This window comes from Candidatus Pristimantibacillus lignocellulolyticus (genome assembly GCA_023639215.1).
Taxonomy (GTDB): domain Bacteria; phylum Bacillota; class Bacilli; order Paenibacillales; family Paenibacillaceae; genus Pristimantibacillus; species Pristimantibacillus lignocellulolyticus.
Map to the genome: position 1 here is coordinate 4,932,894 of CP097899.1, position 12,717 is coordinate 4,945,610.

The following is a 12,717-nucleotide window of genomic DNA, read 5'->3' on the forward strand; positions in this document are numbered from 1 at the left end:
ATACACCTTAAACTTTTCATTAAGTCTCGATTTATTTCCTTGTAATGAAAAGTTACTGTGCAAGTACTCTTTCAACTTTTCACAGCATAAATCTCCATGATAAAATCAAAATTGTTACGTATAAAAGTTGTCATAATTCATTATTTGTATAAAGTTCACTATACTTTAGCATACCATATGAAAGGATATGATGCACTTCTTGTTTACAACTGTTATACTATCAAGAGATAAGTAGAAATGAGGATAACGATTAATGACAAATGCATTTAACCAATTGGGAGTAGCAGAGCAGCTTGCGGAGCAGTTGAAGCTACAAGGAATTATCCAGCCAACTCCTATCCAAAAGACTGCTATACCTGATCTTCTCAATGGTATAGATATGATTGCCCAAGCACAAACAGGAACAGGAAAGACATTAGCCTTTACACTTCCTATCCTACAACTGATCCGTCCTGATAAGGATCACGTTCAAGCATTAATTCTTACACCAACACGTGAGTTAGCTCTACAAATTACCGCTGAAGTAAAAAAACTTGCTAAGAGCGTAGGTGCTACTGTACTCGCTTGTTATGGTGGACAAGATGTTGCAGCACAAGTGAAAAGACTAAAAAATGCACCACATATTATTGTAGCAACTCCTGGTCGACTGATGGATCATATGCGAAGAGGAAGTATCAACATCGGTAGAATTTCTCATCTTGTACTTGATGAAGCTGATCAAATGCTTCACATGGGTTTCCTTCCGGAAGTTGAATCAATTATTATGCAGACTCCAAAAGCAAGACAAACGATGTTGTTCTCTGCAACTATGCCAGAAGCTATTCGTAAATTAGCAGTTCAATATTCAAAGAACCCAATTAACGTTCACATTAAGTCAGAGCGTGTAACACTTGATAATATTAAGCAGCGTGCAATCGAAACAACAGATCGCGAGAAGCAATCTGCTCTTCTACATCTGTTACAAACGGCTAGTCCGTTTCTTGCAGTTATTTTCTGCCGTACGAAACTTCGTGCCAAGAAGCTAACAGAAGCACTGCAGGATGCAGGTTATAACGCGGATGAATTGCATGGTGATTTGACACAAGCGAAGCGTGAACAAGTTATGAAGAAGTTCCGCGATATGAAATTGCAAATACTAGTAGCTACTGATGTTGCTGCTCGTGGACTAGATGTTGAAGGTGTATCTCATGTATACAACTACGATATCCCACTAGATGCTGAAAGTTATATTCATCGTATCGGTCGTACTGGTCGTGCTGGTCATACTGGTACAGCGATTACTTTCGTAACACAACATGACAGATTGAAACTTGAAGCAATCGAGCGCGGTATCTCAGCTAGATTACCACTTCGTAAAGTAGATGGACTTGAAGTTTCTCCTCGCCAATATGGAGAAGATCGTCAAGGTTCTAGAAATAGAAAAAGTAAACCTGGTAGCGGATATGAATCAAAAGGCCGTAATGGAAACGATTCTAGTCGCTTCAACAAAGGCGGGAAGGGATCATCTGAGCGTGGTGGTAAAGGATCTTCGGAACGTAGTGGTAAAGTATTCCCTCGTCCAGTTTCTGAATCGTCTAAACCGAAAGCAAAAGACAAAGCCAATCCTTGGGGCATTTCCAAATCTGATCTAGATCTAGCTCAAGGAATTAAACCAAGAGATGCTGGCAAATCATATAGTTCATCTCGTACTAGCAGTAGTAGTCGCGGTGACAATTCCAGTAGCAACCGATCAAGCGGTGGACGCTCTGGCGGTAGAAGCGGTTCAAGAAGTAGCGGCACTCGCCGTAAATAGATAATACAGAGAGGGATGCCTTCTTAGTCTTCATTGCGAAGATTGAGAAGGCATCCCTCTTATTTCTTATGAATCATTGGCATCACTAATGACTACAGTTTGATCAATAGTATTCACAATATACGTATGAGTTTGATCTGAATTCTCTATTGTCTCCATGTTTCGCTCATTGACAACAATGGTCCACTCTTGCTCATTAGATGTCGTTTTCAATATTTCTGGATAGAAGTTTCTTTCATATTGACTGGAAAAATAATGAAATAATATTTGAACCGCTTTTTTCTCTTCATTATTTTGCTTAGCTGACCAAAGTCGTACTTTTGCTTGATGTGGAAATACGGCATTAATGCCTTCATCTTTGTAGTACACCTTAACTTTTGAACCGATCGATCGCCGAGTCGCCCCTTGATGAATCAATACATTCATACCAGCGCCATTGTCTTCATAAATAATTATCGTCTGATCATTGACCTTATCAACTTGATAAACATATCCGACGAAATCCGCTTTACCAAACGGCACAAAAATGAGTATGCATACTATCACTGTAATAGCTAACAACAAGAATAACAATAGTTTACGCATAATTCCCTCCAACATTACTCTCGATCAATTAATGCTGTATATCGAAATAATGAATTTTCTCAACAGAAGAGGTAACATTTCGTCCTGCGTTTTTAGAACGATATAATTGTTGGTCAGCTGCATCGATTAGCTCTACCTCAGAATTAAATGTTGATTGTTTTGTCATAGACGCTACTCCCACACTAATTGTTGCAAAACCATCTACTCGTTTAATGTGAATAAGCTTCTCATCTTCAACGCCTTGTCGTATTACATCTGCGATCGTATAAGCTTCCGAAAGAAGCATATTAGGTAAAACAATTACGAATTCTTCCCCACCAAAACGTGCAAACAAACTATTGACAGGAAGGTAGCGTGCAACAATTTCTACGACTTGTTTTAATAGATAATCGCCTTGAATATGACCATAATGATCATTATATTTCTTGAATTCATCCAAATCGAACATAATGATAGACAATGAAGAACCCTCTTCATGAGACTGTTGAAAAGCTTGTCTAATATATTCATTAAAACGATGACGATTGTACACTCCTGTTAGACCATCGATTAAAGCTTGCTTTTCCAGCAATTCATTAGCTTTCGTCAGTTGTTCAGTACGAAGGTTTACTTTCTCATCTAATGTCGTGTTGAGTTGGATTAATGACTCATTCAACGATTCCGTTTCAAATACTTTTTCCGCATAACTGCGACTCATCAAAATAACATGGATAACGACATATATGCCAACTGCAGGTAACGCTAAATTAATCGATTTAATCCAACCTTGACCAAATGCATAATCGTTCAATGAACCAACACTAACAATGATTAATCCTACCATATTGACAATATCCCTCTTACTACCCGTGAGAAATCCTTTTACAATAACGACTATAAAATAAATTATTAGAGGAATAACTAGATAAAAAACAGTGAAGTATAGTTTTTGAAAAAATACTGGCTTTGTGAATAAAGTAATTACCATTAAAGCAGAAATAAAATAAGTTGTGTAGACAACTACTTTCTTTGATATTTGCTGTTTATACCATTCCGATATCAACCATATAAACGTCAAAATACTAGCCACTGTAAAGAAATACTCCAATCTTGTTCCCCATATCCAAGGTAGTTCAAGTATTGTTAACGTGTAATAGAATGGATATCCATAAAAAGAGCGTATAGAGAAGAACAGACAGAATAAACCAAACATAAAAAACACACGTTCTTGTCTACGAAACCATGCAAAAAGAATCATAAATAGACTCATAATACAAATACAACCATTAACAAACAATGTCCATATAATATTCGTATTAAATTTTTGAGCTACGACATTTGCTTCACCGATAAACATTGAGTTCTCGATTCCACCACGAATATGCTCAAAACTAGATATTTGTAAAGTTATTAATATTTCATCTGTATTTGGCACCTTATACCCTAATCGTGGTGCCATCTCTGATTGATGGGAAGTTTTATCGCTCCCGACTTGTCCATTACTAGCGATTTCAATTCCATCAACGAACATTTTGTAAGCGCTGTATTGAAATGGGATATGAATAGCTAAAGTACGACCTACATACTGTTTAGGGATTTTTAATCTTGTAGCATACGTTGCATAAGTATTCGTTGTACCTGCATCGTCTTCGAATGAACTTGGTAGTTGTTCGGTGTCAGCGTAATCTCGCAATATATATGAATGTACTTCTGTGGGTGAAAGTAACATTTCGGGAAAGTAGAACCATTCTCCATCTAGTGCAGAATAGAATGGTTGTTCATCACTTGCGACTTCACTTAGATCGATAAATGCAGCAATCCTATCATCGTCTGAACTTTTTGCAAGAGAACTTTTGGGATATATATTAACAAAAACAATCATCGTCACGAACAAAACTAGAAATATAGCACATACTTTTTTTATAGGAGTAGACAATTTCAGACCGCCTTCTCATGTTGATTTCTTAGAAATTAGTTTACCATATTAAAGAAAAAAGTACATGAAATATATTGTAGCATCTACGATAACTATATAAACTACTTCCCTCCTCAATGCAAATACGCCCTTACTATTTCATGTACAATTGAAACATTACATGAATATAGTAAGGGCGTGCAAAGCCAACTATCCTTGAACTAGTTTTGTTCTTATTTTATTTGATATGATTTCAATAATTAGTATTAGTAGAATTAGGCCAATGAGTATTGAGCCAGCTTCAGACCAGCGATATGAATTCATAGCGAATATTAATGGAGCACCGATACCACCCGCTCCTACTAAACCAAGTATTGCCGCATCCCGTAAATTCATATCGTATCGATATATAAAGATCGATAGAAACATCGCTGTTAGTTGTGGAATAATGCCAAACCGTATTTTTTCAATGGTCGTACATCCAATGGATTCCATCGATTCTAATACTGACGTATCAAGATCCTCAATAACGTCAACATATAATTTAGAGAGCATACCGATACTTGTCAGTGACATTGTAAGTACACCTGTAAACGGACCTGGACCTGTAACACGAATGAACATGAGTCCGTATACGATAGCAGGTATCGTTCTAATAATAATTAATATAAATCTAACAATAAAGGATATTGGTTTAGGAACGATATTAGATGCCGATAGAAACGCAAGTGGTATCGCTAGTATGCCCCCCACAATTGTACCAAGTAAAGCAATGGACATCGTCTCTAACAACAAATATGGGACACCTTTTTGTGTGAAGTTAAAAAGTATATCTAGGTCCGGAGTAACTAGACCGTTTAATATATTTCCCGCTATTTCAAGTCCATTGGCCGACCAATTTTTCAGTTGTATTGCAGAAGTCGACCAAAAAAACAATAAAATTACAGCAAGCGTTGAGACGATTTGCGTCCAACGCATCTTGGGCCGGTTTATATATTGCTTATCAATCGCATTCATGGCGTTTCTCCTATGTCAGTTTTTTGCGGAAATATTCACTAATGGACTCAATAATATATACTGTTGCAATAAGCATAATAAGAATCATTCCTAAGTTACTGTAGTTTCTCCACCCTAGACTTTCCTTTAATATTAATCCAATACCACCTGCACCTACAAAACCAAGAATCGCCGCATATCGAACATTACCTTCAAAACAGAATAGAGAAGTAGACAAATAGTTTGGAAGAACTTGTGGAAATATTGCATAGCGGAACGATTGAACTGTCGTTAATCCCATTGCATGCATCGCTTCATATGCTCCCATATTTGCATTTTCAATTTGTTCATATAATAACTTACCTACATATGCGATAGAGAATAGAAAAATAGCAACAGTACCTGCCATTGTTCCTAGTCCAAATACGAATGTAGCAATTAATGCAACAACTAATGTAGGTAACGTCCTTAGCAAACTTAGTACGAATTTCATCGTTATTGATAGCCACTTCATACCATTAATATTGCTTGCAGCTAAAATTGCAAGTGGTAATGCACAAATTGAACCTAGTAATGATCCAAAAAGAGACATCTTAATCGTTGCAATCAGAGGATTCATTAATTGTGAGATGTAATCCCAATTAGGTGGGACCATATCTTGAAGAATAACAAAAAATTGATGAATTCTACTGAATAGTAGCTCCAAATTGAATCGGGTCAGTTGAATCGAGTAATAGATTAGAACAAGAGCAATCATCATGTATAGCGGGAATAACGAACGACGTTCATGCACCACTTTACCGTTTGGTAAAGTAATCGTTTTCGTTAACAACTTGCTGCTTTGCATCTCGATTTATGTCACCCTCCTCAATATTTCCATTATAAATGTATTGCAACACCTCTTCATTCACCTCTGAAGTAGTTCCATCAAATACTACTTCACCTCCGCGAATACCAATGATACGTGTCGCATATGCAAGTGCTAAATCAACATGGTGAATATTGATAAGGATAGTCATATTAATCTCTTCATTGATTCTTTTGAAATCATTCATGACTTGATGAGCTGTTATCGGATCCAACGATGCGACTGGCTCGTCAGCAAGTATAATACTCGGGTTTTGTGCTAACGTTCTTGCTAATGCAACACGTTGCTGTTGACCGCCTGATAATTGATCTACTCGAACGAAAGCTTTATCAAGAATAGTTACTCGATCCAATGCCATCAATGCTTTCTTCTTCTCTTCCTCTCTAAAAATACCAAGAAGCTTTCTCCACCAAGAAATCTCGGGAACAAATGCAACTAATACATTATTAATGACAGAAATTCTGGTTACAAGGTTAAATGATTGAAAAATCATACCTATATTTCTTCTTAACGTCCGAATTTCTTTTCCCTTAAGCTGCTTTATGTCCGTTCCGTTCACTTTCAAAGAACCATCCGTAATATGATGCATACGATTTATGCAACGTAGTAAAGTAGATTTTCCTGCTCCAGATAATCCGATTATTGCCACGAATTCTCCTTGCTTGATAGATAGATTTATATCTTTTAACGCTTGATAGCCGTTGGGATAGCGCTTGTTCACATGATCAAATTGAATCATTTTTAGACTCTCCAATCATTGAAAAATGAGAACATATTATGTTGGATCGTTCTCATCCTTCCTAGTATTAAGTTATCCTTGTATTTGAACATTGATTGATAGAGAAATTTAAAAAGCAGACTTTGATAACGATGAATGGCTTCGAAATATATTCGACATCGAATATATTCCGAAGCCAACTTACACCTATCTCAGACCACTACTTCAATTGTTGTACTAGTTCCTGTGCTTTTCGCTCATTATCATAATCACTGTCTTTTGCGATTTGGTACCCACCATGGCTGTAAATCGCAATGACTTCTTTCCCAGCATCTGAATTACCGATATTAATAAATGCTTGTTGTAATGCTGCTTTTAGATCTTCATTCATAATTGAAGAATTTTTACTTACACTAATAGTGTCATTATATATCGCAGGCATTACACCAATTAGATCAGTTTCTTCCCATATCGAAGCTGTGCGACTATATTCTGAAATCCATTTGGCAGCATAATCACGTCTAGCGTCCGCATAAGTTACCATTACATCTGTTTGACCAGTTGCTAATCGAGCAAATGCGCTTGCATATGAATCTGCTTGTACAACTTGAGAAAGATCGGTGATTGTTTTACTGAAGTTTTCCTTCAACCAAAGTGCAGGGTATATATAACCAGCGGGTGATGAAGATGACATAACATTCCATGAAACATCATTCAAATCTTCAAATGTTAGAGCAGTTCCAGCATTAACTTTTGCAGCTAACGCCTTACCTTTTTCTGAAGGACCTGCAATTAATAACGCACGATAAGAAGTGGCTTGTACATCTGTGGCTTCTGTTGGTTCATTTTTATTCCAATCTACCGGATTATCCGAATCATTATTAAGTCCAGCACGTGTTGCAGTTAGAATAACTTCTGCACCGTCATCATAAAGCACATATGTACCACCTGGAATTAATCCTACATCTGTCGTTCCTGCGGATAAGGCTTCTCCTACTGCCTCGTAGTTTGTACCTACAGTAATATCAACTGTTCCAATTTCATAGCCTTGTGCGGTAAGTTCTTTTTTTAACATTTCTTTTAGCGGTTCGGTAGCAGTAATAATTTCTTGTGGGTCACGAGAAGGTACGAAGCTTATACTCAGCTTGTCTATATTTTTGTCTGCTCCTGCCTTCGTAGCATTTTCATTGTTATTACTACCACATGCCGCTAAAAATACAATAATCATAAGTAAGCTTAAGCCCATTCCAAATTTTTTCATTGAAGATTCCCTCCTATTTTTCTAGTACTAGGAGAATATAACAATCATTTGTAAGCGGAATGTCATCCTCATTTTAATTATTGATTAATATTGGTACTTGCATGGTGAAACAATAATTTATTGTAAAATTGAGGTGTGATCAATTTTAGATAATATAATTAGAAGTACATTTCATATTCAATACAGTACTAAGAGGTGAACGAATGTCAACACACACGATTCAACTACTCGTTACAAGTGATATTCATGGTTACATAATGCCTACATCATACCGTGGTGTACCTGAATCACTTGGTCTTGCTCAATTAGCCACCAGAATAGAAGAGCTACGTTCATTCCATCCAACTTTGTTAATTGATAACGGTGATCTTATTCAAGGGAGTCCACTTACCTATTTCAAACAAACTTTTCTCCCATTAGATACCAATCCTATTATTCAAGCTACCAATGAACTAGCATATGATGCAGCTATATTCGGAAATCATGAATTTAACTATGGAAAGGAAAATTTAGATAGGATCATTGAACAATCACAGTTTCCTTGGCTCAGTTGTAATATTAGAAATGATGATGGTACAGATTGGGTGAAACCATATCAAATATTTGAAGTTGATGGTGTGCGCATCGGAGTTATTGGCGCCACTACACATTTCATTACGACTTGGGAAGACCCTGCACATCTAACAGGACTGCAAATTGATGATGCCCTATCATCAGTAACTTATTGGCTCGGGGTTATGAAAGAGCTAGAAAAAGTGCATGTATCGGTTATTAGTTATCATGGTGGGTTTTCACATTCCTTAGAGACCGGAGGATTAGAGGAGACTGATTCAGGTGAGAATCAAGGATTTCAGATGTTGCAACAACTTGATTTTGATGTCTTAATTACTGGGCACCAACATCGAGAGATTAGTACAAAAGCTTATGGAAAATCAATCGTGCAGCCTGGATCGAGAGCTGTTAAAGTTGGACAGGTAATGATACAAATAGAGTTAGAAAATGATGAGGTCACTCATATTCAACATATCCCCGATTTAATATCGATTGTTGAGCATGATCATCTTCATCCTAAAGTGGTTGCTTCAGTAATTGCGTTACATGATGAGACCGAACGATGGCTCGACGAACCGATTGCCGCTGTTAAAGGAGACATGCTGTATCATAATGCAATGGATGTACGGATTCATAAACATCCTTATATACAGTTTCTTCAACAGCTTCAAATGGATGTTACAGGTGCTCCTATCTCTTGTACCTCACTATTTCACGATCAGCCAGGAGGCTTCAAGCCGATCGTTACAATGCGCGATATAGTAACGAATTATATATACCCTAACACACTTAAAGTACTTGCTGTGACAGGACAACAGTTAATGTTGGCACTAGAACAATGTGCATCTTATTTCACAGTAGAAAATGATCAAATCGCAGTAGCTCCCTCATTCCTTTATCCTAAAGCACAACCTTACAACTATGATATGTGGGAAGGGATTAACTACACGATGGATATATCAAAACCGATTGGCTCTAGAATCATTCAAGCAACAATTAATGAACTACCTATTAAGCCTCTGGAAAGTTTCCACGTAGTAATGAATAATTATCGTGCGACTGGAGCTGGGAACTTTCCTTATTTTACAACTTGTCCTGTCATCTCCGATTTGCAAATTGATATGACAGAAGTAATTGCTACTTACCTACGTACACATCCTGTTATTCATGCCCATGTCGAGCAAAACTGGAATATTATTAAGTAAGTAGCTTGTTGAACAACTAGATACAACTGAAACATAGGATGCCTCAGCCTCAACTATTGAAATCAACACAAAAACGGGTTATCCCATCATTACTAAAATGATGATAGGATAGCCCGTATCTTGCTTCAATTGTCCTTAATATTGCGTTAGTCTAACTTTGACATTACAGTTGTTCCATTACTGTGCCTTCAACTGATGAAATGCTTTCCTATGCTTTCTTCGAAATGCAAGTGGAGTAGTCAAATCAAACGCAGCCTCTACTCTTTGCTTTGAAGCACTAACACATCGTTTACATACTTTCAGCATTGTACCATCTGATTTTTTCTGCGTTTCAAGCAACTTTATTCTTGTAGCTAGACAGATAGGACAAGTACCGCGGCTTCGTGAAGGCTGTTTATATAATAATTTTCCTCGATTATTTTTCGCCATTATATTCCCTCCAAACATTCTTTTAGTATTCATACTCATTGAGTAGTGAATCTCTTATATTTAATGCGTTCATAGTCTAATATATTCCTACTTCACTAGATTTTTTATAAGCAAAGCAGTTAATTATTTTAACTAAAAAACAGTCTAATGTTCGAGGGTACCCTCAACATTAGACTGTTTTTATACTGATATAGTTATGTTATTAATCGTGATATTCTTCAAGTCTTTCAAGAAACTTGTTCGCAGTTAATTTCGGTGTTCCTCCATTAAGGCGATAAACCTCATCACTTCCAGGCTTATTAATTCCGGGACGAGTTGTAAAGAATAATGTTACCCCTAGATCTTTTAGAACCTTCTTAGATTTTTCATTAAATGCACCAAACGGGAATGCAATCATTTGATAATCATTATTTAACTCATCACTTAAACGCTGTTCCATTAGTGATAAATCTTTTGTGATACGTGCAAGATATTCCTTATCTGTTTCTACTCTTCCTTTATCCTTTAGATAAAGAGGATTTGATAACATTGGTCCTGTTTTGCTTCCATCTTTATTAAGTGGTCCATAATTATGAAGATCATACGTATGACTGTAGAAGCTATTACCTTTTTCCTTCATATCACGCATGTCTTCCCATGTTAAGTGAGCAGTTTTTACATTATGTAGGTCTGAGCTTGTTCCAATGATAAAGTGTGTTCCAACCATATCGTACTTTTCCATAATCGGTACTGCGTACTGGCGGAAACTATCATATCCATCGTCAAATGTGATAACCACTGCGTTATTTGGAACTTTAGCTTTCTTCTTCATAAATTCAGCGAATTGTTCCACACTAATGACGTTATACCCTTTTTCATCTAGCAATTTCATATGAGTGCCAAATCTAGCAGGAGAAATCGTTGCTCCACTTTCTGTCTCATCAATATGATGATACATAAGAACGATTACTTTGTTCTTATAATAAGTTTTGGATTTCTTCATCTGACTAGCATAGACCTCTGGAATACAAATAATTAATACTGCCAAAATTAAAATAATAATCGATGTTTTCTTTTTACTCATGTCATCCACTCCAGATTATTTATATAATTTCATATTCGATGTCGAAAATGTTACGTTAGCAAGATCATCGTTATTAAAGTCTGCTTTTTGAACTATTTCTTCAAATCAAGGTTCAAAAAGCGGCCTTTTAGAACCGCATCTACCTCTACAATTGAACACCTTGTTCTTTCTCTATTAGAGCCTTCTCAGACCTTCTCTTCGATTTCGGTAAGTTCCCGAATACGATCCAGTTATAAGGCACAAATTTAGCGAATAGAGTTACGACCACCCAAGATGCTACTAATGCTAATAAGAAACCACCTAGATACCACAGATGATGAAGATAGATATTTCCTGATGTAGCTGGGAATTTACGATAGATCATGAGAATAAACGGATGGAATAAATATATCCCAAATGATAGCTCTCCTAATCTAGTAGCTAACCCGCGTATAAAGGTTGGTAGTTTGCGATATAAAATAAATGAAAGTTGCAGCAATACAATTGCTGTTAATAAAGCGTGAGCATTCCATACGAAGTCCATCCATGTTGTATTATATGAAGCAGCATTTTGACGGATTTGATAGTAGATATTGACGTGATATAGACCTGCAATTACCCATAAACAAAGGGTAGATATCCAGAGCGTTAATCTCTTCTTCGTAACATTATCCTTCGCTACGATGATCCAACGTTTCAATTCATTAAAGTAAATTCCTATGTATGCACCCAAGAAATAATAGGAGAAGTAACTTAGTGACCAACTACCTCTACTTTTAACTGGTACGTCGAATCCAAAGTCGGCCCCATATTTATTAATAATGAAGAAACTCCATTGAATGATGATCCCTATTGGAATTAGCCAATGTGTTAGTTTAGGTAACTTCTTAAATATGAAGAGTAAAATTGGAAACATTAAATAAAATTGAATACTAATATAGACAAAATATAAATGGTCATGTGCTTTTCCTATTAATAGTTGACCCCACAGTTTATTTAACAATTCACCTAAAGAAAGACTTGCGGAGCCAAGGTAATACTTCAGGAAAAAGTAAAATAATGAGAATACTAGATAAGGAATAATAATAAATAGCAATCGTTTCTTATAGAAACCTGCGATCAATTCTTTCGTAATCGGCCTTGAGTAGTAATTGTAGAACAATACAAAACTACTTAAGAAAATAAAGGTTGTTGTGCCAAACTTCAAAAAGATATTAGCGAAATTGTATAGAAAAAATAGATTAGAATCTATCATCCCAGTACTTACCGCAACAGATGTCGAATGAACTGATAATACTCCAATAATTGCTATTGCTCTCACGATAGAAAGTTCAGGAATCGCACTGTTTTTTTTCAATAAACTAGCATTCATTTG

11 protein-coding genes are annotated in these 12,717 nt (G+C 36.4%); 2 read left to right on the forward strand and 9 right to left on the reverse strand.

The window, feature by feature from the left end; translation table 11 throughout:
• Positions 1-253: 253 nt before the first annotated feature.
• Entirely contained in the window at positions 254-1,792 is a 1,539-nt protein-coding gene (locus NAG76_21495) for a DEAD/DEAH box helicase (GenBank protein URN94363.1), read from the forward strand.
• Positions 1,793-1,858: 66 nt separating this feature from the next.
• Here the strand turns inward: NAG76_21495 and NAG76_21500 are convergent, their stop codons facing one another.
• The 6 genes from NAG76_21500 to NAG76_21525 all read right to left on the reverse strand — a co-directional run bounded on the left by NAG76_21500 (position 1,859) and on the right by NAG76_21525 (position 8,114).
• Positions 1,859-2,377, reverse strand: coding sequence for a hypothetical protein (locus tag NAG76_21500; protein ID URN94364.1), 519 nt, complete (start codon positions 2,375-2,377; stop codon positions 1,859-1,861).
• Between the two features lie 28 nt (positions 2,378-2,405).
• Entirely contained in the window at positions 2,406-4,292 is a 1,887-nt protein-coding gene (locus NAG76_21505) for a diguanylate cyclase (protein ID URN94365.1), read from the reverse strand.
• A 189-nt stretch (positions 4,293-4,481) separates the two neighbouring features.
• Entirely contained in the window at positions 4,482-5,288 is an 807-nt protein-coding gene (gene phnE / locus NAG76_21510) for a phosphonate ABC transporter, permease protein PhnE (GenBank protein URN94366.1), read from the reverse strand.
• A gap of 10 nt (positions 5,289-5,298) precedes the next feature.
• Positions 5,299-6,114 (reverse strand): phosphonate ABC transporter, permease protein PhnE, encoded by an 816-nt coding sequence (gene phnE, locus NAG76_21515; protein URN94367.1) that lies wholly within the window; start codon positions 6,112-6,114, stop codon positions 5,299-5,301.
• Complete coding sequence (gene phnC, locus NAG76_21520; protein URN94368.1) at positions 6,065-6,874, reverse strand: phosphonate ABC transporter ATP-binding protein; 810 nt, start codon at positions 6,872-6,874, stop codon at positions 6,065-6,067. The genes phnE (NAG76_21515) and phnC overlap by 50 nt, the downstream gene beginning before the upstream one ends.
• Before the next feature lie 199 nt (positions 6,875-7,073).
• Complete coding sequence (locus tag NAG76_21525) at positions 7,074-8,114, reverse strand: PhnD/SsuA/transferrin family substrate-binding protein (GenBank protein ID URN94369.1); 1,041 nt, start codon at positions 8,112-8,114, stop codon at positions 7,074-7,076.
• 203 nt (positions 8,115-8,317) lie between these two features.
• On the opposite strand from NAG76_21525, the gene NAG76_21530 reads away from it, so the two are divergent.
• On the forward strand, positions 8,318-9,871 hold the full coding sequence (locus NAG76_21530) for a bifunctional metallophosphatase/5'-nucleotidase (protein URN94370.1): 1,554 nt from the start codon (positions 8,318-8,320) through the stop codon (positions 9,869-9,871).
• Positions 9,872-10,048: 177 nt separating this feature from the next.
• Here NAG76_21530 and NAG76_21535 read toward each other — a convergent pair whose 3' ends face one another.
• The 3 genes from NAG76_21535 to NAG76_21545 all read right to left on the reverse strand — a co-directional run bounded on the left by NAG76_21535 (position 10,049) and on the right by NAG76_21545 (position 12,714).
• The gene (locus NAG76_21535) at positions 10,049-10,300 is read right to left on the reverse strand and encodes a hypothetical protein (protein URN94371.1); all 252 of its coding nucleotides are present in this window, start codon (positions 10,298-10,300) and stop codon (positions 10,049-10,051) included.
• Positions 10,301-10,502: 202 nt separating this feature from the next.
• Positions 10,503-11,363, reverse strand: a complete 861-nt coding sequence (locus NAG76_21540; protein ID URN94372.1) for a polysaccharide deacetylase family protein — start codon at positions 11,361-11,363, stop codon at positions 10,503-10,505.
• Between the two features lie 145 nt (positions 11,364-11,508).
• Entirely contained in the window at positions 11,509-12,714 is a 1,206-nt protein-coding gene (locus NAG76_21545; GenBank protein ID URN94373.1) for an acyltransferase, read from the reverse strand.
• Positions 12,715-12,717: the final 3 nt, after the last annotated feature.